The sequence below is a fragment of the Burkholderia sp. AU31624 genome, from assembly GCF_020420065.1.
Lineage (GTDB): Bacteria > Pseudomonadota > Gammaproteobacteria > Burkholderiales > Burkholderiaceae > Burkholderia.
The window spans coordinates 280956-307106 of sequence record NZ_JAIZRT010000001.1 but is presented as its reverse complement, the minus strand read 5'-3'; the positions used below and the strand labels follow the sequence as shown (position 1 = coordinate 307106).

The following is a 26151-nucleotide window of genomic DNA, read 5'->3' as shown; positions in this document are numbered from 1 at the left end:
GATCATTACGATTCCTTTTAAGAATGGAATTGAAACTGCTGCGAACCTTCCTGACGGTCACCGAGCTGAGCCATTTCAGCCGCGCGGCCGATGCGCTGCACATGAGCCAGCCGGCACTGAGCAAGCAGATCGGCGCGCTCGAGGCGAGCCTCGGCGGCAAGCTGTTCGAGCGCGGCCGGCACGGCGCGGAACTCACCGCGTTCGGCGAGCGCTTCCTGCCCGATGCACAGGCGCTGGTGCGCGATGCGGACGAGATTCTCACCCGCGCGCGTGAGCTGTCGAGCGGGCAGCGCGGCCATTTGCGGCTGGGCATCTGCCTGTCGGTGCTGACGCTCGTCCCGAAGCTCGTCGCGGAATTTCGCAGCCGGAATCCCGGCATTGCCGTTACGTTGAGCGACCTGTCGTCCGCGGAGCAGACGCGCCGGTTGCGCGCGGGCAAGCTCGATGCGGGATTTCTGCGTCTGCCGTCGGACGAAGGTTTGTCGTCGTTCAAGGTGATCGACGAGGCGCTGGCGCTGGCGGTGCCGCCGCATCTCGGCCTGAAGCGCGTGCCGGCCGATCTCGGCACGCTCAACGAGATTGGCTTCATCGCGTTGCAGCGCGCACGCGGCCAAGGGTTGGCCGCGCAGGTCGACCGGTGGTGCGTCGAGCGCCGCTTCGTGCCGCACGTGACGCAGCAGGCCGAGGACGTGCAGTCGGTGCTCGCGTCGGTCGCGGCCGGCGCGGGCGTCGCGTTCATTCCGTCGCGTGCGCAATATCTGCTGCGCGACGCGACGGTATTGCCGCTCGACGGCCGGGATGCGAAGTGGCGCGTCGGGCTCGCATGGCTATCGGATCGCGACGATCCCGTCACCACACGCTTCGTGTCGTTCATGCGTGCTGCGATCAGGAATGCATGAGGGACGAAGCGGTATAGTGTCCTCAGCCGGCAGCGGTCGCCCGATCGCAAGCCCCAGTCTCGCTCACCAACTGCCACCCATGACTTCAGAATCCGACGACGCCCCGCTCGATCCCGCACTCGTCGCGACGCTCGCGACGCTGAACGACGCCGCCAGCGATCCGGCCGGCAAGGCCTGGTCGCTGCCGAAGATCGCGAAACGCACGCAGCTGCCGATGAGCACGCTGCGCCGCGCGCTCACGCAGCTCGATGCCGCGGGCCTGAGCGCGACGACGCTGAACGAGGACGGTACCGGCAGCGCCGCGCTGACCGACGAAGGGCGCGCGGTGTGCGCGCAACTGTTCGGCGCGAACGACGCGCAATGAAAAACGGGCCGCTGGAAGCGGCCCGTCGTCTTGCGGTTCGACGCGCGGCGTCGATGCGTTACCACCGCACCGTCACGCCGCCCATCACCGAATGATCGTAGGTCTGGTCGTTCAGCCCGCGCCGGTAGCCAAGGTCGAGATCGAGCCACGGCTTCGGCGAATAGATCGCGCCCGCGATCACGAAGGCGGGATTCGTGCCGGCACCACTTGCCGTGTGGCGCGACGTGCCGATGTCGGCCACGATCTGCAGCGTGTCGGTCGCTTTGTAGATCGCCGCGCCCGACACGGCCCAGATCGACGTCCGGTCGCCCTGGCGATTCGGCTGATACGTCATGCCCGCATTCGCGAGGAACGAAAACCGCGCGACGTCGAGCTGCGCGAGCAGCGTTGCGCCGGCGCCCACGCGGCCGGTGCCGAGCCCGCGCCGGTCGTTGCCGGTCGGCGTCGTCACTTTCGGCTTCAGCGCGATCGACAGCGGACCGCGTTCGACGAACCGCCATTTCATGCCGATCTCGACATCGCCGATTCCGGCGCCGTTTTCATCGGTTCGGGTTTGCAGATGCGTGTAAGGCGCGTTCACGTAGAGATCGACGTGTTCGCCGAACCCGCGCGTGAGCGTCGCGTTCCACAGCTGATGGCGGCCGTTTTCTTCCTGTTTCGAGGTTTCCTCGGCGTTGAATTCGAACTGCCAGTTCGCGTTGCCCTGCGTGCTCGTGTCGTCGCTGACGAGCGGGTGGGTGGCGAACGCGTCGAACGGCGCGAGGAAGGCGCTCGCGGCTGCGAGCGGAAGCATTCTTTTCATGGGGTCACCTGTCGTGCGTGGCGTGCCTGCCGGCCCGCGCGGGTGGCGCGGGCTGGCACGACGCCTTCAAGCGGGGAAGCTCAGAACCACTGCTTGTAGCGGCGCACGTAGATCGTCTTGACGATCTGCGCGAGCAGGATGTAGCCGACCATCGTCGCGGCGAGCCACAGCCAGAAGGTGCCCGGCAGGTGCATGAAGCCGAGGGATTCGGCGAACGGCGAGAACGGCAGCCAGCAGCCGATCGCGATCGCGGTGAACGTCGACAGCAGCACCGGCAGCGCGGCCGTGCTCTGCAGGAACGGGATCTTCTGCGTGCGCAGCAGGTGCACGACGAGCGTCTGCGATACCAGGCTCTCGATGAACCAGCCCGAGTTCATCACGATCTGGCCGCCGGTGCCGCCGTTCAGGTGATACATCGCACCCGCGCCGAACACCGTCCACATCAGGATGTACGTCGTGATGTCGAACACCGACGACGTCGGCCCGACCCACAGCATGAAGCGGCTGATGTTGCCGGCTTCCCACTTGCGGGGCTTCTTCAGGAACTCGGGATCCATCTTGTCCCACGGCAGCAGCATCTGCGACGTGTCGTAGATCAGGTTCAGCACGAGCAGCTGCGTCGCGAGCATCGGCTCCCACGGCAGGAACGCGCTGGCGACGAGCACCGAGAACACGTTGCCGAAGTTCGAGCTGGCGGTCATGTTCAGGTACTTGAGGATGTTGCCGAATGTCTCGCGGCCTTTGATCACGCCTTCCTCGAGCACCATCAGGCTCTTTTCGAGCAGGATGATGTCGGCGGTTTCCTTCGCGATGTCGGCGCCGCTGTCGACCGAGATGCCGACGTCGGCGTCGCGCAGCGCGGGTGCATCGTTGATGCCGTCGCCGAGGAAGCCGACCGTATGGCCGTTCGCCTGCAGCGCCTTGACGATGCGCGCCTTCTGCAGCGGCGTGAGCTTCGCGAACACGGTGGTGCGTTCGACGACTTCCGCGAGCGTCGCGTCGTCGAGCGCTTCGATTTCCGTACCGAGGATCGGCTTGCCGGGTTCGAGGCCGACCTGGCGGCACACCTTCATCGTGACGACCGGGTTGTCGCCCGTCAGCACCTTCACCGCGACGCCGTTCTCGCGCAGCGCGGCGAGCGCCGGCGCGGCCGATTCCTTCGGCGGATCGAGGAAGGTCAGGAAGCCGCGCACGACGAGGTCGTGTTCGTCGGCGGTGCGGTACTGCTGGCGCTCGTCGCCGCGCGGGATCGTGCGCGTGGCGAGCACGAGCACGCGGAAGCCGTCCTCGTTGTAGGCGCTGGCCTGTTCGAGCAGTCGCTTTCGCGCGACGAAGTCGAGCGGGCGCACGCCGTCCTCGTCCTGCACGTGCGTGGAGACGGCCAGCATTTCCTCGACCGCGCCCTTGCAGATCAGCAGGTGCGTGCCGTGCCTGTCCTCGACGACGACCGACAGGCGGCGCCGCACGAAGTCGAACGGCAGCTCGTCGATCTTCTTGTAGCCCTGCGGCTTCACGCGCTCGCCGATCTCGTCGGCACGCGCGACGACCGCGATGTCGATCAGGTTCTTCTGGCCGCTCTGGTGGAAGCTGTTCAGCCAGCCGAGCCGCAGGATCTCCTCGTCCTTGTAGCCTGACAGGTCGAGGTGATGCTCGAGGATGATCTTGTCCTGCGTGAGCGTGCCGGTCTTGTCGGTGCACAGCACGTCCATCGCGCCGAAGTTCTGCACCGAATTCAGCCGCTTGACGACGACCTTGCGGCGCGCCATCGCCACCGCGCCGCGCGCGAGGTTCGCGCTGACGATCATCGGCAGCATCTCCGGCGTGAGGCCCACGGCCACCGCGAGGGCGAACGTGAGCGCGCTCAGCCAGTCGCCCTTGGTCAGCCCGTTGATCATGAACACGATCGGCACCATCACGAACATGAACTTGATCAGCAGCCAGCTCACGCTCGCGACGCCGCGGTCGAAGCTCGTCTCGATGCGCTTGTGGCTCACGACGTTGCGCGCGAGCGAGCCGAAGTAGGTGTCCTCGCCGGTCGCGACGACGACGGCCGTCGCCGTGCCGCTGACGACGTTGGTGCCCATGAAGCAGACGTTCTCGAGATCGAGCAGCGATGCCGACGTATCGGTCGCGGAGTCGGCCGCGCGCGTGCTGGCGGATTTGCCGGCGACCGCACCGAGCGTGTCGTACTTCTCGACGGGCAGCGCCTCGCCGGTCAGCACGGCCTGGCTGATGAACAGGTCGCGCGACGCGAGCAGGCGCACGTCCGCCGGGATCATGTCGCCGGCCGACAGGTGCACGATGTCTCCGGCCACGACTTCGCGCATCGGCACGTCGCGACGTGTCGGCTCGGACGTGTCGGTCATGGCGCGCTGCACGGTGGCCGTCGTGCGGACCATCGCCTTCAGCTTCTCGGCCGCGCGCAGCGAACGGAATTCCTGCACGAAGCGCAGTAGCGCGCTGATCGTGACCATCGTCAGCAGGATCGTCATGCCGACGTAGTCGCGATCGTCGGGCGCGGCGAAGTAGACGTCGGTGAAGAAGCTGATGGCGGCGAGTACCAGCAGCACGTAGACGAACGGGTTGTGGAACGAGAGCAGCAACTGGCGGGTCCAGTGCGGCGGCTTGTCGTGCGCGATTTCGTTCGGGCCGTAGTGCTGCAGGCGGTCGGCGGCCTGGTCATAGGTGAGGCCGCGCGTGCTGGTGTTCAGCGACTTCAGCGTCTCTTCGAGCGGGCGGGCCGCTTCCTGCGCGGCGCGCATGATGCGCGGATCGTTCTGCTGGGCGCCGCCGGCCTTGATGAAGCCGCGCTGTTTCTTGTGCGATGTGTTGTGTCGTGTCGTCATGAGTCGCTCCTTGCGCACGAGGCGGCGGGCGGGGAGCGACCGTGACGTTATCGACGCACGAGCGCTCCCCGCCGCGTCGCGTCAGGCGCGATCGGCTGTGAATCGGTGAAGGCGGGAATGCTCGCCGGCGCGTGCGGTGCGGCCGGAGGGGCGATGCGCAGCGTCGCACCGGCGAGCGGTAATCGACTACTGTCGTCTGAGTTCATCTGCACTCCTGTCGGTTGCGGATAGTCGGCACGGGCGATCGACGGCGACGCACGCACGAAGGCGCGAGGCCGGACGGCACGCGAACGGAAAACGCACGCGGCTGACGCTGCGCGCAACACGAACGCACGCGCGCGACGGCGCATCGCGTGCATTCGACAACCATGAAAATTCGGCGGGAGATCTGGCCAGTCAAGTCAGGCCGGAAGGACGCCGCATCCTGCTTCCCGGGATGCGGCAGAAGACGAGGCTCTGCGCGTTTTCCTCAGGCAGCAGTCAAGTTGGTCGAGGACCAACTACAACTCGCATCGGTGTTCACAGAACACTCCATGTAATTAGACGGGAGCGATGGTAATGGGTCGCTGTGCGAAGCGTCAACCCTTTTGTCAGTCGTTATTTCGAGAAACGTAATCGGGGTGATGGGTGCGCGGCGCGCCGTCGGATCGACGCCAATGAAACAGCCGCGCGCATGCGATATCGGCATGCGCGCGGCCGCGTCGAAGCAGGGTGGCGTATCAGTGAGCCGATGCGACGGCGGCCCCTGCATCGAGGATGCCCGAGCCCGCCGGCATCGCGGTGCACGACGTGCCGGCCGCGAGCTTGGCCGTGCGCGTGCCGCCCTGCAGCTTCTGCTGGATCTGCGCGGGCGTGAGGTTGCCGTTCACCGACAACATCAGCGCGGCAACCCCCGTCACTTGCGGCGTGGCGAGGCTGGTGCCGTTCGCGAGGCCGTAGGTGTCCGAGCCCGGGGTCGTCGTGCCGGTATTCGACGTCGACAGGATGTTGACGCCCGGCGCGCTCAGCGAGACATCGGGGCCGAAGTTGCTGAACGACGCGCGGCGGCCGGTTGCGTCGGTGGCGCCGACGCTGATCACGCCGCGGCAGTTCGCGGGCTGGTCGAGCCCGGTCGACAGGCCGTCGTTGCCGGCGGCGACGATGACGGTCACGCCCTTCGCGGTCACGTCGTCGATGGCCTGCTGGAACGTCGAGCTGCACGCGCCGACCCCACCGAGGCTCAGGTTGATGACCTTCGCGGGACGCGGGTTGTTCGGCACGCCGTTCACCGCGATGCCGGCAGCCCAGCGCATCCCGTCGGCGATGTCGCTCGTCGTGCCGCCGCACTTGCCGAGCACGCGCACCGGCAGGATCTGGCCGAGCCACGACACGCCGGCGATGCCGGTGCCGTTGTTGGCGGTCGCGCCGATCACGCCCATCACACGGGTGCCGTGCCAGCTGCTGTCGCTCGGCTGGCTCGCGCAGTGATAGTACGGACCGTTTGCGTTGTCGAGTTCCTGCTGCGTGACCCAGTCACCCGGGTCGGTTGCGTCAGGGCTGCGGGTCAGGCCGTTGTTGCTGGTGTTGACGTTGCTGATGAAGCTGTAGCCGGACAGGATGTTGCCGACGAGGTCGGCGTGCGGCCGGTAGCCCGTGTCGAGCACGGCCGTGACGACGGTCGGCGAACCCTTGGTCACGCTCCACGCGGGCGGCAGGTTGATCCCTGCGGTCGGGTCGGACAGGTACCACTGCTGGCTGTAGAGCGGGTCGCTCGGCGTGTCGCGGATCTGCATCGGATGATCCGGTTCCGCGTAGTCGACGTCGGAATCGGCCGCGAATGCCTGCGCGAGCGCGGCTGCGTCGGTGGCGGCCATGCGCTGGCCGAGCGACAGCACGGTCGCGCCGTTCGAGATCGTCCGCTCGACCTGCACGTTCACCGGCGTTTGCCCGACCGTGCTCGCGTACGCACGTGCGCTGCCGGCGACCGGCGCCGTCCAGCGCGTCAGCGAGCGCTGGATCACCGCGTCGAGCCGCGTCCCGTTGTCGATGGCCGCCATCGCACGCGTGGCCGTCAGCGTCTTCAGCTTGACGATCAGGTGATCGATCGGCGGTTCGGTCGGCGCGGTCTGCGCGGCCATCTGCACGGCGGCCTGCTGCGTCGTGCACGCATTGCTGCCGGAAGACGCGGGCGGGGCCGTGGGATTGGAGGGCGCGGGAGACGGCGCGGGGGCAGGGGCAGGCGCTGCGTTGGAAGAAGACGGGTTGCTGCCGTCGCCGCCGCCTCCACCGCCGCAACCGGCGAGGGGCAGGAGGGCGGCGGCGGACAGCATGCCGGCGAGCATGCGCGCATGTGCGGAGCGCGCCAGCGCGAAATTGAAACGCTTGGTTCTCATGTTGAAACTCGATCCTCGTAGATAACCGTCGTGCCGGCGGTGGCGCTGGTCCGGCTGACCCGGACCTTGTCTTTTTTGTCTGACGGTTGCAGCCAGGTTGCTGCGACGCGCCATGCACTGGGTAACGGCCAGCGCGGCGGCTTCTTGAGTGCGTTTCACGAGAAAAACCGGGGCGGGCGCAAACGATTACGTTGCTGCGCTGCAGCATGAACACGTGTTTGGAACGCGTGGCACAGAAGGTGGGGCGAGTCCGTGCGCGGTTGGTCGGGCGACACGTGCGGCGCGGGTACATTTGCGCGGTACGGAAAACATCTTTCACGGCCCGGTCGCCGTGGAAGGTTGATTACGCTTTCCCTGATGCGACGCGAATTTTGTCGGGCGTACGATCGCGATTCGATCAACGTTTCGTCAGGAGAAAGGCATGGATCGCCGCTTACGCTGGCTGGCCGTTACGCTGTCCTGTGCGCTGGCGGGCGCCGCGCACGCGCAGGCCCTCACCGGCACGCTGAAGAAGATCAAGGACACGGGCGTCGTGTCGCTGGGCATTCGCGAATCGTCGGTGCCGTTCTCGTATTCGGACAACCAGCAGAAGAACATCGGCTATTCGCGGGACATCGCGTCGCGCATCATCGACCAGTTGAGGACGGAACTGAACGCGCCGAACCTCGCCGTGAAGGAAATCCCGATCACGTCGCAGAACCGGATTCCGCTGTTGCAGAACGGGACGATCGATTTCGAATGCGGATCGACGACGAACACGCTCGAACGGCAGAAGCAGGCCGCGTTCTCGAACAGCATCTTTCTTTATGGCATCCGCTTCAGCACGCGCAAGGATTCCGGCGTGAAGGACTTCGCGGACCTGGCCGGCAAGACGGTCGCGACGACGGCCGGCACGTCGGACGAGCGCCTGCTGCGCAAGCTCAACGAAGAGAAGGCGATGAACATGACGATCATCAGCGCAAAGGATCATGCCGAAGCGTTCATGAACGTCACGACCGGGCGCGCGGTGGCGTTCGTGATGGACGAGCCGCTGCTGTACGGCGAGATCGCGAAGGACCGCAACCCGGGCGCGTACACGGTGACGGGCACGCCGCTCGTCCATGAGAACTACGCGTGCATGATGCGCAGGGACGATCCGGCGTTCAAGCACGTGGTCGACGGTGTGATCGCGAAGATGCAGACGTCGGGCGCGGCCGAGAAGCTCTACAACCAGTGGTTCACGCAGCCGATTCCGCCCAAGGGCGTGAGCCTGAACTATCCGCTGTCGGCGGAGATGAAGCAGCTGTTCAGGAATCCGACGGATCAGGCGCAGTATTGATTCGGCCGTCGCAATGAAAAACCGCCGGCGTATGCCGGCGGTTCGCGCGCGCCGCGCCGAGCGGCGCGAAGCGTGTCAGGCCTTGATTTCCGCGCCGCGCGCGGCGGGGGCGGCAGGGGTGGCCGGCGTTGCCGGGGCCGTCGAACGCACCGACGGCTGCGCCGGCACGATGACGAGCACCGGCTCGGGCATGGCCCACGGCGCCATCGCGAAGCCGACGGGCTGCGACACCGGCATCGCGAATGCATGGGCGAGCGCGATGTGCTGGAGCGCCATCATCTGCTGCTGCATCGCGACCATCTGCGCCTGGGCCGCCTGCATCCGGTACTGCACGGCCTGCATGTGCCGCAACGCTGCGGCGGGCGGCAGGCCGTTCGACGACGACGTCTGCATCTCGAAGCTCGCGCCGCCTTGCGGGCTGTGCCAGCTCCATGTGCTGACCTTCATCGGGCCGACGGCCGTCTGGACGACGCGCGTTTCGGCTTTCACGGGCACGGCCTGCCCGTCGACGTTGACGAACATCGGTTGGGCGGCCGCCGCGCCGGCCTGCCCGGCCAGGGCGAACACGGGCGCCAGCGCCAGCGCGCCCGCCGCCATATACGAACGGAATCGCATCTTCGTATCTCCATCAAACGAGACTGATCGAATCAACAATGACGTGCGGCTCACGGAGTGAGCCATCCGGGACGATGCAGCCGTCGGCTTAAATCAACATTAAAACCGCCGCCGGCCGGCCCGGTCAGCGCATGTCAGGACGCTCCGCAATCGGCATTCAACCTCGTCCGTGCCAGGGGAATCCTGTCGCCCGATGCAACAACAGGCACAATACGAAATTCGCCACGACACGCACGCGTGTTCGCCATTCGAACATCGCACGGCTGCGCCGCTGCTGTCCGACCTCCTTCCCCGTCGTCATGAACACCACGCTCACTCCGGCGCGCGAGTCGAATTCGCCGCGTTTCCTGCTGTTCCTGATCTGCCTGTTCGCGTCCGCCGGCCAGCTCGCGATCGACATCTACGTGCCCGCGCTGCCCGACATGGCACGTTCGTTCGCCACCACGCCGCAGGCGATCCAGTCGAGCGTGTCCGGCTACATGGCGGCCTACGCGCTCGGCCAGCTGATTTTCGGGCCGGTCGCCGATGCCTACGGGCGCAAGCGTGTGCTCGCGTTCGGGCTCGTGATCTACACGATCGGCTGCCTGCTGTCGCTCGGCGCGCAGAACCTGGAGACGTTCGTGCTCGCGCGCTGCCTGCAGGGCTTCGGGATCGCGACCACCAACCTGCTCGCGAAGGCGATCATCACCGATTCGTTCTCCGGCCAGGCGCTGATGCACGCGTTTACGTACATGTCGATCGCGTGGGGGCTCGCGCCGATCGTCGCACCGGTGATCGGCGCGCACCTGCAGGAATGGTTCGGCTGGCGCGCGTGCCTCGTGTTCCTGCTCGTGTACTCGCTGGTGATGTGGGCGCTGCTGTGGCGATACCGCGAAACCTTGCCGAAACCCGTGCATCTCGAGCCGCGCACGCTGATGACGAACGCGGGCAAGGTGCTGGCGAGCCCGGTGTTCCAGAGCTGCTTCCTCGCACAGGGGCTGTGCTACAGCATCCTGCTCGTGTTCAACATCGTCGGGCCGTTCATGGTGCAGACCACGCTGCACAAGCCGCCGACCTTCTTCGGCTATCTCGCGCTCGGGATCGGGCTGATGTATTTCCTCGGCGGCCTGTCGAACCGGATTCACCGGCCCGGGCTGCCGAGCGCCGAGCAACGGCTGCGCATCGGCGCGCGCGTGATGGCCGGCGCGTCGGTCGCGATGCTGGTGCTGGCGCTGACCGTCGGGTTGCGCGTATGGACGCTCGCGACGCCGGTGCTCGTGATGGGTTTCTGCGCGGGCGCGATGTATCCGACGCTGATGGCCAAGGGCAATTCGCTGTTTCCGCATATCGCTGGCCTAACGAGCGCGATCCTTGGATGCGCGCTGCTGCTGGTGTCGTCCGCGATGATGGGGCTGGCCGGCTTCGTGTCGATTCACGTGCTGACGCCGCTTGCGGTGTTCTTCGTCGTGCTGTCGTGCATCGTCGTGTGGATGGTCACCAAGCTGTTGCGGTACCTGTCGCAGCAGCAGGCCCAGGCCGCGCCCGTCGCGTGCGGGCGCGAAGAGGCCGCGTAAGTGCTGCCTGTCGACCGGGCCGTGAGCCCGATCCTGCTGAACCGCGTCGCCCTTACCGACGCCGCCGATCTGCTCGCCGCCAACCGCGCGAGCCGGAGCCACCATCTGCCGTGGGTCGATTCGTTCACCGACCAGGCGGGATTCGACCAGTGGTTCGGCCGCTGCCTGACGGGGCCGAACGTCGGCCTCGTCGCGCGCGAACGCACGTCCGGGGCGGTGGTCGGTGTGGTGAACCTCAACGAGATCGTCGGCGGCGTGTTCCAGAGCGCGTATCTCGGGTACTACGGGATGGCGGCGTTCAGCCGTACGGGGCTGATGACCGAAGCCCTGCGCGCGGCGATCTGCGTCGCGTTCGGCGAACTCGGGCTGCATCGGCTCGAAGCGAACATCCAGCCCGGCAACCACGCGTCGATTGCGCTGGTTCGGCGGCTCGGTTTCACGAAAGAGGGTTTTTCGCCGCGCTATCTGCGCATCGGCGGCGAATGGCGCGACCACGAACGGTGGGCGCTGCTGGCCGACAGTGAGCCCCAAGCGCGCGCCTAACGCCCGATACCGGGCGATCTTCTTCCCGCCACCGGCCGTCTATAGCGGATGCGCCGTGCCGGCCTGCGTCAGCAGCGAAACGGCCGCCGGATCCGGCATCCCGTTCGAGTCGATTGCACCGGCTTTCGCGAGTGCGGCGAGATCGCTGTCGACACCCGGTTGCCCGACCGTGAACGATGTGGTCAGGAACGCCGGCGCGGTGAGCGCCACCGAATAGCGCTGCTGCAGGTTCGTCACCACGGCCGATTGCGCGGCCTGGACGGTGTTCGCGCTGTTCATCGCCTGCTGATAGCGCGAATTCCCCTGGAAATTGCCGATCAATGTGGCCGCGTTCGTGCCGAGCTGGGCGGCGAGATAGACCAGCATCAGCTCGGTCTCGGGCGTCGTGTTGAACGTGCCGCCCGCGTATGCGAGCGAATGCAGGCTCGTGCCGCCCGACGTCACCGTGATCACGCACGGCAGCGCCGCATTGACCGTCACGTTGTAGTTGCCGCCGCCGTCCGTCAGCGTTGTTGCCGACCCTGCCGCGCAACTGACGGTTACCTGCGCGCTGGCGAGCGCGCCGCCCGTCGCGGCCGTGCCGGAAAGCGCGACCGTCTGCGTGTTGTTGTTGTTGTTGTTGAAGCAGGCATCGACGCCGAAGCAGGCGTCGCCGTTGCATGCCTGGAGCGTCGCGAGGGTGGCGACGCAGAGCGTGCCCAGCGCGGGGCGGATGAAACGCGTGGGGCGAATGTTCATGGTCGCGGGCCTTGAGGAGAGTGGGGCAACCGGGTGAGCGCCGAAAATGCGGCGCCGTTCCTATTCTAGGTCCCGAATCGGGGCGCTGCCTGGCCGTTTGGCATGCTGCCGTCGAGCGAGTCGTGCGCCGTGCCGTTGTGCCGCCGGCGGGCGTCAGTCGTGCGGTGAGCGTGCCGGCGCCACCACGTAGGCGAGCAACAGGCAACCCCGGCTCACGCATTCACCCACTCAGGGCTTGCGCGCGCTCGCCTTCGCGAACGCGCCGCGCACCTCGAAGCGGATCGTATCGGCCACATTGCCGCGCGCATCGACGAGTTCGAGCCGGTGCCGGCCCGGCCACGGCATCCACGCGACGCGATCGGCATGCCCGATCACCTTGTCGTCGAGCCGCCATGCGAACTTCGTCGCGCGTCCGGCCGAGCGCTCGAACCAGATCCGCTGGTTCTTCGGCGGAATGTCCGGATCGATCGCGAAGATCGTGCCGTCGGTCGGCGTGCCGATCGTCAGCGGCGCGCGCGCGCCGTCCTTGCCCGGCGTGACGGGGGCGGCGAGCCGGATCGTGTCGACCGCCGTTCCCGCGATGAACCACTCGTTGCGCGACGGTTCGATATCGCGTTCGAACGTGATGCGGCGCGTCTCGACGCCGGCCGGCGCGCGCGGCGCACGGCTCGGCTGGTCGCGGTGCAGGTAGCCGACGACCGCCGACCACACCGGCGACGCACCCGTGACGCCCGACACGTCCCACATCGGCGAGCCGTCCGCATTGCCGACCCACACGCCGACCGTATAGCGCGACGTGAAGCCGACGGTCCAGTTGTCGCGCATGTCCTTGCTGGTGCCGGTCTTGACCGCCGAGAAGAAGCGCGTCGCGAGCGGATTGTCGAAGCCGAACGTGCGCACCCGTGCGTTGTTGTCGGCGAGGATGTCGGTCACGACGAAGCTGGCTGCCTCGCTGAACACGCGCGTACCGTCGGCCGCGCGGGCGGGTGACGCGGCCGATGCGCCGGCCGCACCGGCCGCCGGCGCCGGCACATCGACGACCTTGCGCGCGACGCCGCCGTTCGCGAGCGCGCGGTACGCGTTGGTCAGCGACAGCAGCGTGACGTCCGCGCTGCCGAGCGCGAGGCTGAAGCCGTAGTAGTCGCCTTCCTGCGCGAGCGGCAGGCCGAGCGCGGTCAGCGTGCGCGCGAAGCGGTGCGGCGTGACGAGCACGAGCGTGCGCACGGCCGGCACGTTCAGCGAGCCGCCGAGCGCGCTGCGCACGCTCACCCAGCCCTTGAAATCCTTGTCGTAGTTCTGCGGAATGTACAGTCCGCCCCCGGCGGCGAGGTTGATCGGCGCATCGTCGAGCAGCGACGCGGCCGTCAGCCGTTTCTCGTCGATCGCCTGCGCATACAGGAATGGCTTGAGCGTCGAGCCGGCCTGGCGCGGCGCGAGCACGGCATCGACGTCGCGTGCGCCCGACAGCGCACCGGACGAGCCGACCCACGCGCGAATCTCGCCGGTCGCGTTGTCGATCACGACGACCGCGCCGTCCTGCACGTTGCGCCGGTGCGCGGGCGCGTTGAGTTCGGTCAGCGCGCGCACCAGCGTGTCGCGCGCGAAGCGCTGCAGCGGCGCGTCAAGCGTCGTGCGTATCTGCGCGCCGGCCGTTGGCCGGACCTCGGCCGCGATGCGTCGCGCGAAGTGCGGGGCGAGGGCGGCGCCGTCGTCGCGCGCGGCGCCGGACGGACGCGCGATGACGAGCTGCACGTAGCCGTCGAGCGACGCGCAGCCCTGCTCGGCATGCATGTCGCGCAGGATCCGGCATGCCCGTTCGGCGACTTTCGCGGAGGTTGCGTTGGGTGCGCGCACGAGCGCGGCGGCGATCGCGGCTTCGCGGGCATCGAGGCCCGACGGCGCCTTGCCGAACAGCACTTGCGACAGCGCGGCAAGGCCGATCGTCTCGCCGCGGAACGGCACGAGGTTCAGGTATGCCTCGAGCACCTGGTCCTTGCGCCAGCCGCGTTCGAGCAGCAGCGCGTTGACCGCCTGCGACGCCTTCTGCGGCAGCGAGCGCTGGCCCGAGCGGCGCGGCGAATCGCTGAGCAGCCCGGCGAGCTGCATCGTGACGGTCGACGCGCCGCGCGTGCGCTCGTTCCACAGGTTGCCCCACGCGGCGCCGGCGATGCCGCGCCAGTCGACGCCGCTGTGTTCATAAAAGCGCTTGTCTTCGGACACGACGATCGCCTCGCGAAACGCGGGCGACACGTCGGCGAGCGACACCCAGTCGCCGCGCCGTTCGGTGAGGTCGACGCGCGTGCGCTGCAGCGGCGTGCCGTCGCGTGCGAGCAGCACCCAGTCGGAGCTGCGCCAGTTGCGGCGCACGTCGTCGTAGCTCGGCAGCGCATGCGCGACGAGCGGTGCAGCCAGCACGATGGCGACGAATACGCGGCCGGCGAAACGCGCCGGCCGCGGCAATACCAGATCGATCATCGCTTGCTCGTTACTTGCCCGCTTCAGCCGGCTTCACGGTCATCGGCGGGTTCGGCCACAGGCCGTACACGGACGGCGCGTACAGCGCCTCGACACGCGTCGGCGGCAGCCCGAACGTGCCGACGTTGTTCAGCCGCACCGTGTACTCGACCGAGAATTTGCCCTTCCGCAGGTAGTCGTAGTACGCGCGATAGCCGTCGAAGTCGCGCTCGATGAACGCCGGCCACGCACCGTCCGGCGTCTTCTCGCCCTGGGTCGCGGCTTCGGAGTCGCGGCCGAGGCCCGAACCGAGGATCGTCGAACCGGCCGGAACCGGATCGTTGACGACGACCCACGTCATGTCGCTCTGCGCATCGATGTCGAGATGCACGCGCACGACGTCGCCGCGCGTCAGCACGCCCTTGACAGCAGGCGACACGGGCGTGACGGTCTTCGTGATCCGGTAGCCGGCCGCGAACGGCGCACGCAGCGGCACCGCCGCGAGGCTTTCGATCGTGGCCCACGGGCGGCCCGTGCCGTCCTGCGTGACGGACAGCGTGGCCGGCGCCTGCGACGCACGCGGCCACGGCAGCATCACGCTGCGGGCCGCGGCGGCGCGGGTGGCCGGGGTGGCCGACGCCGGCGTGTCGGCGGGCGTGGACGCGGGGGCCGACGCCTGCGACCACGAGATCGTGCGCGCGTCGCCGCCGAGCGCGACCTTCGTCGCGCCGGCCACCGGCGTGCTCTCGTAGGTGCGCGAGAAGCGCTCGACCGCGAGCAGGCCGAGCGCGTTCGACGTCGTGGTCTGCCATGCGCCCTGGCGCTGCAACGCGAGCAGGCCGGCCGTCACGCGCGGCATCTCGTCCTTCCACGCCGGGTCGCCGGCGAATTCCAGCGCGAGCCGTGCCGCGTTGGTCTCGTTGCTGGTCATCAGCCACCACAAGTCGTCGTCGCGGGCGGTCGAGAACACGAGCTGCGTGCCCTGGTACGTCAGGCGGGCCCGCAGGATCTGTTCGACCTGCGCGCGTTTCTCGTCGCGTTGCGGGATATCCTTCACGCGCGTCAGGATCGCGTGATAGTCGATCACCGCGGAAGTCGGCCACTGGTTCGGCGCGATCTCGATCGAGCCGAGCATGCGGCCCTGCGCGGCGCCGTAGCGCGACAGCGCCTCGATCGCGGCCAGCTTGCGCAGGTCGCGATCCTGGCGCGGCGCCCACGGGTTGCGCTCGAGGCGGCCGTCGATGAAGCGCGCAAGCCCGGCCTCGAGCTGCGAGCGCAGGTCTTCCGGCAGCGCGAAGCGCGGGTCGAGACGGCTCGCCTCGTCGGACACCACGAGCAGGTACGACGACAGCGTCGCGCTGCCGGCATGCGAATCGTCGGACGACGGCGGGAAGTAGCTCGCGAGCCCGTCGCTGTCGAGATAGACGGGCATGCGTGCGATCAGCGCCTGCCATTGCGCGGGGTCGCGCAGGCCGATCGCGCGCGAGGTCTGCTGTTCGAGGCAACGGTACGGATAGCGCTCGAACCAGCGTTTCACGCCGGGCAGCCCGTCGGCAAGCTTCGACTGCAGCGACACCGCGATGCCGCCGCGCGGCAGGCCTTGCGCGTTGTTCGCGGCGCCGGCCGGGGAGGCGATCGGCACCGTCAGCGTGCCGTCGACTTGCGCGAGGGTCGCCTGCTGCACCGTGACCGGCAGCGCGGGCACGACCTTCTGCGCGACCGCCAGCGCGTCGGACGCGCGCTTGCCGCCTTGCTCGGCCGCTTCGATGCGCCAGTTCAGCGCACCGGCCGCGTCGAGCGCCTGCTCGGGCACGGTGATCGTCCACGCGACCTCGGTGGCCGTGTTGGCCGCGAGCGAGACGGTTTGCGGCGCGACGTCGAGGCCCGTCACGCGCGGCGTCACGACGACCTGCATCGCGCGGTCGGTCGTGTTGCGCAGCGTGACCTGCGCGCGGAACGCGTCGCCTTCGCGCACGAGCGGCGGCAGGCCGGAAATCAGCTGCAGATCCTGCGTGCTGCGGATCGACGTGCTGCCGGTGCCGAAGCGGTCGGGGCCGACTGCCGCGATCGCGACGATCCGGAAGCGTGTGAGCGCGTCGTTCAGCGGCACCTCGACGGTCGCGCTGCCATTGGCATCCAGCGTCACGCGCGGATTCCACAGCAGCAGCGTGTCGAACAGTTCGCGCGTCGGCGCGCTGCCGCCGCCGCCGCCCGCGGGCACGGCCTTGCGGCCGAAGTGGCGGCGGCCGACGATTTCCATCTGTGCCGTGGATGTCTCGACGCCGTACGCGCGTCGGCGCAGCATCGCGTCGAGCAGGTCCCAGCTGTTGTTCGGCATCAGTTCGAGCAATGCCTCGTCGACGGCCGCGACCGCGATCTGCGTGCCGGCAGGCGCCGGTTGGCCGTTCGGCAGCGTGACCTTCACGTGCGCCTGCGCCTTGCTGCGCACCGTGTAGCGCGTCGCGTCGGTCGTCACGGTCACGCCGAGGCGGTGCACGCCCGTGCCGACCTTGATCTCGCCGAGACCATAGCGGAACGCCGGTTTCGACAGGTCGACGAACGCGGTCGGCGCTTCATAGTGACGGCCTTCGCGCCAGAACGCGCGCGCCCATTCGACCGGCGCCTTCCAGCCCCACGTGAAGAACGAGTACCACGGCACTTCGCGAATCCGGCCGCGCAGCGCGAGCACCGATACGTAGACGTTCGGCCCCCACGATTCGCCGACCTTCAGGTCGACCGTCGGATTCTTGCCGTTCAGCTCGACGATGTGCGTTTCCATCACGCCGCCGCGTTCGACCGCGACCAGCGCGGTGGCGTAGCGGAACGGCATGCGTACCTGGAAGCGGGCGGTTTCACCCGGTTCGTACGCGGTTTTCTCGGGGATCACGTCAATCCGGTCGGTGTTGTCGCCGCCGAACCAGAGTTCGTCCTCGCGCGTGACCCACACCGACGTCGACGCGTTCGACGTGCGGCCGTCGCCGTCCTTGGCGACCGCGATCAGCTGCACGTTGCCGGCCTGTTCGAGCGTCGCGTCGCAGGCCATGCGGCCCTTGTCGTCGGTCTTGCCCGAGCACAGCACGCCGAGGTCGCGCGTGTCGCTCTTGTTGTCGTACGCATAGAAGCCGCCGACCATCCGCTTGCGCGACGACGTCGTGACGCGTGCGATGCCCTTGATCTCGATCGGCACCGACGCACGCGGCTTGCCTTGCAGGTCGACCGCCAGGGCCTGCACGGGCACCCGCTGGCCGACCGATACCCAGCGGCCTGCCTTGATGCCGGCCACGACCGCAGCCGGCCACAGGATCGTGTCGCCGCGAATCGTCTGCACTTCGCCGTTCGGGTCGGCGAACGTCGCTTCGAGCGCGATGCGCTTCGGCGCGTCGACGTCGGGCAGGCCCTTGAGCGTGACCGAGCCGGCACCGTTGCGGTCGAGCGTCAGCGGCAGCTTGTCGGCGATCAGCTTCGTCGCGTCGGGATCGTTGTTCGACGTCGATGCGTTGTCGCCGTCCTGCGAATCGTCGTCGGCATTGCCGTCGCTCGCTTCGGGGCGATACGGCGTGAAGCTGAAATCCTCGAAGCGATCCGCGAACGGCGGTGACGCCCACTTCATCAGCGCCGACACCTGCACCGGCAGGTTCGATGCGCCGCCGCCCGACACGTAGTCGATCTGCACCGCGAGCGGCGCTTCCTTCACGGCGACGAGCGGGCTCTTCTGCGCGTCGCGCGCGCCGATCGAGCCCTTCAGCACCGGCAGGCGGAACGCCTCGACGCGGAAGCTGCCGCTGTAGTAGGTGGCGGTCGGTGCGTCTTCCGGGCCGCCTTCGAGCTCGACGCTGTATTCGCCGAGCTTCGCGGCGGCCGGCAGCGTGAACTGCGTGTCCGCGCTGTGATCGGCTGCCCACGTGAGCGGCAGCTTGTAGGTCTGGCCCGTGCCGAGATGGCGGATCGTCACGCGCGTCGGGTATTGCGACGGGAACGCGAGGCTCTGCAGCGTCTCGGCACGGATGAAATGCTTCATCGACACGGTTTCGCCGGCGCGCAGCAGCGTGCGGTCGAAGACCGTATGCGCGCGCACGGTGCGTGCGCTGTCCGTGTCGGTCGGCACGTTGAAGCGCCACGATTCGATTCCGCGGTTCCAGCCCGAGCTGACGAACGCCATGTCGGGGCCCGTCTTCGGATCGTTCACGCGGGCCGACACGAAGTAGTCGTCGAAGCGTTGCTCCGAATCGGACGAGCTGCAGGCGCGCTTCGATTCGAACGCGCCGTCGATCTTCAGCAGGCCCTGCGCATCGGTCTTGCCGGACGCGATCTCGTCGCCGTTGCAGTCCGACACGCGGATCTGCGCGTTCGGCACCGGCTTGCCCTTGTCGAGCGTCGTGACCCACACGAGGTTGTTTTCGCGGCCCTGTTTCAGGTGCACGCCGAGGTTGGTGACGAGCACCGTGGTGCGCACGTACATGCTCGACGGCTTCGCGAGCAGCGAGCGGCCGAGCGCGGGCGACGCGAGTTCGAGCACGTAGAAGCCGGGCTTGTCGATCGGCACGCCGACGACCTCGAACGGACGCAGCGCCTTCGGGTCCGCCTTCGGCAGCGTCAGCGCCTGCACGCCGGGCTGGCCCTTGAGCAGCGTCAGCGAACGCACGTCGATGCGGCGATCCTTCGGCGCGGGCGCCTTTTCGCCGGCTTCGCGCGGCACGTACACGGGATGCTGGCCCTTGCGTTCGAGCAGGCCGGGAATCTGGCGGTCGATCGCGCCGGCCGTCATCGACCAGTTGTCGAAGCGGTCGACGGTGCGCATCCACTGGCGGATCGCTGTGTCGTCGTCGACCTTCAGGTTCGAGAACTGCGCGCCCTGGGTGTTGAGGCCGTCGATATGCAGGTCGGCCTCGACGTTGCGCAGCGTGACGGGCACGAGCGCGGGCGAATCGGGTTCGGCGAAACGCTCGACGATCCCGAAGGTGCCCGACGAGAATTTCGCGAGCGGCGGCATCGGCGCGGTGCGCGTCGCGAGCGGGAACAGGTCGGCGTTCGACAGCGGCCGGTCGGTCACGTCGCGCAGGCCCGACGGCAGTTCGATCGTCAGGCCGGCCTGTTCGGGCAGCGGCGGGTTGAACGTGACAGTGGTGACTTCCTCGCTCTTGTCGTCGGCCGCGAAGGTCGGCGCGAGCGTTCCGTCAGGGCCGCGCAGCTTGATCGCCTCGGCGTGCTTGCGCGAGATCGGCGCGTTGAACGACAGCGTGAGCGGGCGCAGCGGCGTGCAGGGCGCCTTCGCGTTCTCGCGTTCGCACGAGAAGCTCGCGGCGAACGGGGCGCGCACGGTGAAATCGAAGCGACGCTCCGTTTCGTTCGGAATGCCGCTCGGGCTCGTGACGCCCTTGCCGTACACGAGCTGCATCTTCGCGCTCGCCGGCAGTGCCTGCGCGCACGACAGCGTCAGCACGCGCGCGGCATCCTTCTTCAGGCCGAAGTGATCGAGCAGCGCGTTGCGCGCATCGTCGTCGGCGGCCGTGACGGGAATGCGGTTGCCGATGCCGGCCGCTTCGCACCAGATGTTCGCGAGCGCCGAGCGCGGTTCGGCCGGGCCGTTCAGCTTCAGCACGAACATCTGCCGTTCCTCGATCTCGCGCAAGCCGGGGCGGACGTTCACCGGGAACGGGCCGCCCGTCTGGAACGTGAAGCGGCGCGGGCCGCTGGCCGCGTTGCCGGCGACCGAGCGCAACGTGTCGTTGAGCGCGACCGAGCAGCGCACGCCGGGCGGCAGGTCGTTTTCGAAATCGTAAACCCAGGTCTTGTCGTCGAGCCAGTGGCCCTGGCCGCGCGCGGCCGTGGAATCGTTGCAGGTCACGCGTGCGGGATTCGGCGCGGAGGCCGAGCCGAACGCGACCATCGGTTCGTCGAACTTGACGACGGTCTGCCGGACCTCGGTGACGGTGCCTTGCGGCGACACGCTCACCGTGCGCGCCGCGCCCGCATGCAGCGACAGTGCGGTGGCGCCGCCGAGCGCCGCGACGGCGCCGATGCGCCAGAGCAGCCGGGTGGTGGGGTGGGTTCGGTTTGCTTTGTTCTGTTTGTCGTGCTGCTTCATCGCTCGATCGCCCTCGGAGGGAAGCTTTCTGTTTGATTGCACGCGATTCTAACCGACCGACCTGCGCGCGCATCGCGCTGCACAGTGTGTCGTCGGCGTGCGACACTGGGGTGCGTGCCGCAGATTTGTCGCGTCAACGACACAAAAATGCAGCGAAATGTCGATTGTCTCGGATTGCGGAACATTTAATGGACTATAAAAAGATTGTTCGATCCGATTTGTGCGCGTACATTTCAGGTCCGCGCCAATGTTTGAGAAATATCAAGCGTGGTTTTCCCGAATCCGGTGTTCGAGAGAAGGAAACATGCACAACGACAACACTCCCCACTCGCGTCGCTCGGGCGACGCAGCCGTAACAGGCATCACACGGCGTCAATGGCTGCAGGGCGCACTGGCGCTGACGGCGGCGGGCCTCACGGGCTCGCTGGCGTTGCGGGCCCTGGCCGACGATCCCGGCACCGCGCCGCTCGATACGTTCATGACGCTCTCCGAAGCAGTGACAGGCAAGAAGGGGTTGAGCCGCGTGCTCGGCCAGCGCTTCCTGCAGGCGTTGCAGAAGGGTTCGTTCAAGACGGCCGACAGCCTGTCGCAACTCGCCGGCGCACTCGCGTCCGGTTCGCTGAATCCCGACCAGGAAGCACTCGCGCTGAAGATTCTTGAAGCGTGGTATCTCGGCATCGTCGACAACGTCGTGATTACCTACGAAGAAGCATTAATGTTCAGCGTCGTATCCGATACGCTCGTGATCCCTTCGTATTGCCCCAACAAACCCGGCTTCTGGGCCGAAAAACCGATCGAGAGGCAAGCCTGATGGCCGATACCGATACGCAAAAGGCCGACGTCGTCGTCGTCGGATCGGGTGTCGCAGGCGCGATCGTTGCACACCAGCTCGCGATGGCGGGTAAATCAGTGATCCTGCTGGAAGCCGGCCCGCGCATGCCGCGCTGGGAAATCGTCGAGCGCTTCCGCAACCAGGTGGACAAGACCGATTTCATGGCGCCGTACCCGTCGAGCGCGTGGGCGCCGCATCCGGAATACGGCCCGCCGAACGACTACCTGATCCTGAAGGGCGAGCACAAGTTCAACTCGCAGTACATCCGTGCGGTGGGCGGCACGACGTGGCACTGGGCCGCGTCGGCATGGCGCTTCATCCCGAACGACTTCAAGATGAAGACCGTGTACGGCGTCGGCCGCGACTGGCCGATCCAGTACGACGACATCGAGCATTACTACCAGCGCGCCGAAGAGGAACTCGGCGTGTGGGGCCCGGGCCCCGAGGAAGACCTGTACTCGCCGCGCAAGCAGCCGTACCCGATGCCGCCGCTGCCGTTGTCGTTCAACGAGCAGACGATCAAGAGCGCGCTCAACGGCTATGACCCGAAGTTCCACGTGGTGACCGAGCCGGTCGCGCGCAACAGCCGCCCGTACGACGGCCGGCCGACTTGTTGCGGGAACAACAACTGCATGCCGATCTGCCCGATCGGCGCGATGTACAACGGCATCGTGCACGTCGAGAAGGCCGAGCAGGCCGGCGCGAAGCTGATCGACAGCGCGGTCGTCTACAAGCTCGAGACCGGGCCGGACAAGCGCATCACCGCCGCGGTCTACAAGGACAAGACGGGCGCCGACCATCGCGTCGAAGGCAAGTACTTCGTGATCGCCGCGAACGGCATCGAGACGCCGAAGATCCTGCTGATGTCCGCGAACCGCGATTTCCCGAACGGTGTCGCGAACAGCTCGGACATGGTCGGCCGCAACCTGATGGACCACCCGGGCACCGGCGTGTCGTTCTACGCGAACGAGAAGCTGTGGCCGGGCCGCGGCCCGCAGGAGATGACGTCGCTGATCGGTTTCCGCGACGGCCCGTTCCGCGCGACCGAAGCCGCGAAGAAGATCCACCTGTCGAACATGTCGCGCATCAACCAGGAAACGCAGAAGATCTTCAAGGCCGGCAAGCTGATGAAGCCCGAGGAGCTCGACGCGCAGATCCGCGACCGTTCCGCGCGCTACGTGCAGTTCGACTGCTTCCACGAAATCCTGCCGCAACCCGAGAACCGCATCGTGCCGAGCAAGACGGCCACCGACGCGGTCGGCATCCCGCGCCCCGAGATCACGTATGCGATCGACGACTACGTGAAGCGCGGCGCCGTGCACACGCGCGAGGTCTACGCGACGGCCGCGAAGGTGCTGGGCGGCACCGAAGTCGTCTTCAATGACGAGTTCGCGCCGAACAACCACATCACGGGCGCGACGATCATGGGCGCGGATGCACGCGACTCGGTCGTCGACAAGGACTGCCGCACGTTCGACCATCCGAACCTGTTCATCTCGAGCAGCTCGACGATGCCGACCGTCGGTACGGTGAACGTGACGCTGACGATCGCGGCGCTGGCGCTGCGGATGTCGGACACGCTGAAGAAGGAAGTCTGACCGTGCGGAAATCTACTCTCACCTTCCTCCTCGCCGGCTGTCTCGCGCTGCCGGGTCTCGTACGCGCGGCCGATGCGGCCGATCCGGCGCTGGTCAAGCGCGGCGAATATCTCGCGGTCGCGGGCGACTGCATGGCGTGCCACACCGCGAAGGGCGGCAAGCCGTTCGCGGGCGGTCTCGGCATGCCGGTCCCGATGCTCGGCAAGATCTACACGAGCAACATCACGCCCGATCCCGACACGGGCATCGGCAACTGGTCGGCCGAGGACTTCGAGCGCGCGGTGCGCCACGGCGTGTCGAAGAACGGCGACAACCTGTATCCGGCGATGCCGTACGTGTCGTACGCGAAGATCAACGACGACGACGTGCAGGCGCTGTACGCGTACTTCATGCACGGCGTCGAGCCGGTCAAGCAGGCGCCGCCGAAGAACGAGATCCCCGCGCTGCTGAGCATGCGCTGGCCGCTGAAGATCTGGAACTGGCTGTTCCTGAAGGACGGTGTCTACCAGCCGAAGCCGGCGCAGAGCGCCGAATGGAACCGCGGCGCGTATCTCGTGCAGGGCCTCGCGCACTGCAGCACGTGCCACACGCCGCGCGGCATCGCGATGCAGGAGAAGTCGCTCGACGAGACGGGCGGCAGCTTCCTGTCGGGCTCGGTGCTCGCGGGCTGGGACGGCTACAACATCACGTCCGACGCCAACGCGGGGATCGGCGGCTGGACCCAGCAGCAGCTCGTCCAGTACCTGCGCACCGGCAGCGTGCCGGGTCTCGCGCAGGCGGCCGGCCCGATGGCCGAGGCGATCGAGCACAGCTTCTCGAAGATGACGGAAGCCGACATCGGCGCGATCTCGACGTACATTCGCACGGTGCCGGCCGTCGCCAGCGGCGATGCGAAGCAGTCGCGCGCGTCGTGGGGCAAGCCGGCCGAAGATGGCCTGACGCTGCGCGGCGTCGCGCTCGCGTCGTCGGGCATCGATCCGGCCCGGCTCTATCTCGGCAACTGCGCGACCTGTCACCAGATGCAGGGCAAGGGCACGCCGGACGGCTATTACCCGCCGCTGTTCCACAACTCGACGGTCGGCGCATCGAATCCGACCAACCTCGTGCAGGTGATCCTGAACGGCGTGCAGCGCAAGGCCGGCAGCGAGGACGTCGGGATGCCGGCGTTCCGCCACGAGCTGTCGGATGCGCAGATCGCCGCGCTGACGAACTACCTGACCGGGCAGTTCGGCAACCCGGCCGCGAAGGTGACCGAGCAGGACGTCGCGAAGCTGCGTTGATGCGGCGCGTGACGAAGCAGGGCGATAACTGACAAGAGGAGGAGCACAGCACATCGGGTTGTTACCCGATGCCGGTTGTTGCAGAGCGGGGCGGGCGGCGCAGGCGGCCGCCCGTCCTGGTTCATTCGCAATCCGGTGCGCCGGGCGTGTTTTCGCCATGCGCATCGCTTTCGTTGATCGACACCATGACACCGAACCAACCGTTTCTCGCGTCCCAGCGCGATGTGCTGCTGCTGCTTGCCCGGATCCTGCTCGTGATCCTGTTCGTCATGTTCGGCTGGAAGAAGATCGTCGACTTCCCCGGGACCATCGCGTTCATGGGTTCCGAAGGCGCGCCCGCGCCGATCATCTCCGCCGCGATTTCCGTCGTGATGGAGTTGTTCGTCGGGATCGCGATCCTGGTCGGTTTTCAGACGCGGGCGCTCGCGCTGCTGCTGGCGCTCTATACGATCGGCACCGGCATCATCGGCCACCACTACTGGACGATGACGGGCGGCGAGCAGATCAACAACATGATTCATTTCTACAAGAACATCGCGATCGCCGGCGGCCTGCTCGCGCTTTGCGCGGCGGGCCCCGGTCGTTTTTCGATCGATCGCGGATAAACGGACCCGGGGCGCGCGCATGGGGCACGCGCTGGAAGGTCGAGACTCCGAGGGGGCATCATTTTGCGACTCAAACATTTCGCATGGCTGATCGCGGCTGCCACACCGGCGGCCGCTTTTGCGCAGACGAGCGTGACGCTGTACGGCCGCGTCGACGGCGGCATCGAATACCTGAACCACATCGCGAAGCCGAATGGCGGCAGCGGGACCCGCTGGAGCGCCGAAAGCGGCGACTGGGGCACCAGCATGTTCGGGCTGAAGGGCATCGAGGATCTCGGCGGCGGGCTGTCGACGGTCTTCAACCTGGAAACCGCGTTCCAGGTGATGAACGGCCAGACGGGCGGCGGCCGCATGTGGTCGCGGCGTGCGTACGTCGGGCTGAAGAGCAACACGTGGGGCCAGCTGCAGGCCGGCCGGAACCTGTTCATCGACAGCGACGGCGTGTGGGAATTCGACCCGTTCGTGCAGCAGGCGTTTTCGTCGGCCTCGCTCGTGCGCGGTCGTAACTGGCAGCAGACCAGCAACAACATCGAGTATCACAGCCCGGTGATCGGCGGCTTCGACGTGCAGGCGCAATACGCGTTCGGCAATCAATCACGCGGCTTCAACTACGGTGCGGCCGACGATTTCGGCCGCTCGGACGGGATCATGATCTCGTACCATTCGCCGTTGCTCGACGTGCGCGGCATCTACGACGAACTGCGCGACAACAACGGCAAGTTCAGCAACATCTTTACCGCGTCGCGCGAGTATTTCGTCGGCGCGAACGTGAAGGTGTCGAAGTTCAAGATCCAGGGCGCGTATACGCATTACCAGGCGCCGGATAGTCCGGCCGGTGTTGCCGATCGGGCCGATCACTACTGGCTCGGCGCGACTTACACCGCGACGCCGCAGTGGGCGGTGACGGGCGGCGGGTACTACGTGAAGGTGGGCGATGGCGGCGGCGATGCGTCGCACGATCCGTCGGGGCACGCGATGATGTATGTGCTCGGCACGACGTACAACCTGTCGAAGCGCACGTTCCTGTATGGGACGGTTGCGTATGTGCGCAACGGCGGGAATTCGAATTTCTCGCTGCTCGCGACGCCGCGCGACGCGACGTCGGGGACGAGCCCGATGACGGGCGAGTCGCAGACGGGGGCGTATGTGGGGATGATGCATACGTTCTGAGCAGGCGGTTACGCGACCGGTACGCAACGCACGGGCGGTGGCTGCCCGTCCGTTGTTGTGTTTACGGGGTATGAACG

Annotated in this window: 17 protein-coding genes; 10 read left to right on the top strand and 7 right to left on the bottom strand. The window is 67.4% G+C overall.

The features are described 5' to 3' along the window. Positions 1-23 precede the first annotated feature (23 nt). Positions 24-899, top strand: coding sequence for a LysR family transcriptional regulator (locus LGM89_RS01490; protein ID WP_089496739.1), 876 nt, complete (start codon positions 24-26; stop codon positions 897-899). 79 nt (positions 900-978) lie between these two features. Continuing rightward, positions 979-1263 (top strand): transcriptional regulator, encoded by a 285-nt coding sequence (locus LGM89_RS01485; RefSeq protein ID WP_226272081.1) that lies wholly within the window; start codon positions 979-981, stop codon positions 1261-1263. Positions 1264-1321: 58 nt separating this feature from the next. Here LGM89_RS01485 and LGM89_RS01480 read toward each other — a convergent pair whose 3' ends face one another. The 3 genes from LGM89_RS01480 to LGM89_RS01470 all read right to left on the bottom strand — a co-directional run bounded on the left by LGM89_RS01480 (position 1322) and on the right by LGM89_RS01470 (position 7283). Continuing rightward, positions 1322-2065 (bottom strand): transporter, encoded by a 744-nt coding sequence (locus tag LGM89_RS01480; protein WP_226272080.1) that lies wholly within the window; start codon positions 2063-2065, stop codon positions 1322-1324. An 80-nt stretch (positions 2066-2145) separates the two neighbouring features. Beyond that, positions 2146-4911 carry a magnesium-translocating P-type ATPase gene (gene mgtA / locus LGM89_RS01475; RefSeq protein ID WP_089496742.1) on the bottom strand — a complete coding sequence of 922 codons (2766 nt, stop codon included), beginning with the start codon at positions 4909-4911 and terminating at the stop codon, positions 2146-2148. A 719-nt stretch (positions 4912-5630) separates the two neighbouring features. After that, positions 5631-7283: a S8 family peptidase gene (locus LGM89_RS01470; RefSeq protein ID WP_226272079.1), complete on the bottom strand. Its 1653-nt coding sequence runs from the start codon at positions 7281-7283 to the stop codon at positions 5631-5633. A gap of 421 nt (positions 7284-7704) precedes the next feature. Here LGM89_RS01470 and LGM89_RS01465 point away from each other — a divergent pair, with 421 nt between their 5' ends. Further along, positions 7705-8601, top strand: coding sequence for a glutamate/aspartate ABC transporter substrate-binding protein (locus tag LGM89_RS01465; RefSeq protein ID WP_226272078.1), 897 nt, complete (start codon positions 7705-7707; stop codon positions 8599-8601). Between the two features lie 75 nt (positions 8602-8676). Here LGM89_RS01465 and LGM89_RS01460 read toward each other — a convergent pair whose 3' ends face one another. Next, on the bottom strand, positions 8677-9216 hold the full coding sequence (locus LGM89_RS01460; protein ID WP_226272077.1) for a hypothetical protein: 540 nt from the start codon (positions 9214-9216) through the stop codon (positions 8677-8679). 299 nt (positions 9217-9515) lie between these two features. On the opposite strand from LGM89_RS01460, the gene LGM89_RS01455 reads away from it, so the two are divergent. Then, positions 9516-10769 carry a multidrug effflux MFS transporter gene (locus LGM89_RS01455; protein WP_089496748.1) on the top strand — a complete coding sequence of 418 codons (1254 nt, stop codon included), beginning with the start codon at positions 9516-9518 and terminating at the stop codon, positions 10767-10769. A gap of 21 nt (positions 10770-10790) precedes the next feature. Further along, positions 10791-11312, top strand: coding sequence for a GNAT family N-acetyltransferase (locus LGM89_RS01450; RefSeq protein WP_226202939.1), 522 nt, complete (start codon positions 10791-10793; stop codon positions 11310-11312). A gap of 39 nt (positions 11313-11351) precedes the next feature. Here the strand turns inward: LGM89_RS01450 and LGM89_RS01445 are convergent, their stop codons facing one another. The 3 genes from LGM89_RS01445 to LGM89_RS01435 all read right to left on the bottom strand — a co-directional run bounded on the left by LGM89_RS01445 (position 11352) and on the right by LGM89_RS01435 (position 20589). Next, positions 11352-12050, bottom strand: a complete 699-nt coding sequence (locus tag LGM89_RS01445; RefSeq protein ID WP_226272076.1) for a hypothetical protein — start codon at positions 12048-12050, stop codon at positions 11352-11354. Between the two features lie 228 nt (positions 12051-12278). Next, positions 12279-14525 carry a penicillin-binding protein 1C gene (gene pbpC / locus LGM89_RS01440; protein ID WP_226272075.1) on the bottom strand — a complete coding sequence of 749 codons (2247 nt, stop codon included), beginning with the start codon at positions 14523-14525 and terminating at the stop codon, positions 12279-12281. 10 nt (positions 14526-14535) lie between these two features. Next, positions 14536-20589 (bottom strand): alpha-2-macroglobulin family protein, encoded by a 6054-nt coding sequence (locus LGM89_RS01435; RefSeq protein ID WP_226272074.1) that lies wholly within the window; start codon positions 20587-20589, stop codon positions 14536-14538. A 304-nt stretch (positions 20590-20893) separates the two neighbouring features. On the opposite strand from LGM89_RS01435, the gene LGM89_RS01430 reads away from it, so the two are divergent. The 5 genes from LGM89_RS01430 (at position 20894) to LGM89_RS01410 (ending at position 26074) form a co-directional block, all read left to right on the top strand. Then, positions 20894-21400 (top strand): sugar dehydrogenase complex small subunit, encoded by a 507-nt coding sequence (locus LGM89_RS01430; protein WP_089442267.1) that lies wholly within the window; start codon positions 20894-20896, stop codon positions 21398-21400. Next, positions 21400-23019, top strand: coding sequence for a GMC family oxidoreductase (locus tag LGM89_RS01425; protein WP_089496754.1), 1620 nt, complete (start codon positions 21400-21402; stop codon positions 23017-23019). Before LGM89_RS01430 ends, LGM89_RS01425 begins: the two co-directional genes overlap by 1 nt. Before the next feature lie 2 nt (positions 23020-23021). After that, on the top strand, positions 23022-24299 hold the full coding sequence (locus LGM89_RS01420) for a cytochrome c (RefSeq protein WP_089496755.1): 1278 nt from the start codon (positions 23022-23024) through the stop codon (positions 24297-24299). A gap of 185 nt (positions 24300-24484) precedes the next feature. Continuing rightward, a complete protein-coding gene (locus LGM89_RS01415; protein WP_089429075.1) occupies positions 24485-24904 on the top strand; it encodes a DoxX family protein in 420 nt (139 codons plus the stop codon). Positions 24905-24967: 63 nt separating this feature from the next. Beyond that, on the top strand, positions 24968-26074 hold the full coding sequence (locus LGM89_RS01410) for a porin (protein WP_046548031.1): 1107 nt from the start codon (positions 24968-24970) through the stop codon (positions 26072-26074). Positions 26075-26151: the final 77 nt, after the last annotated feature.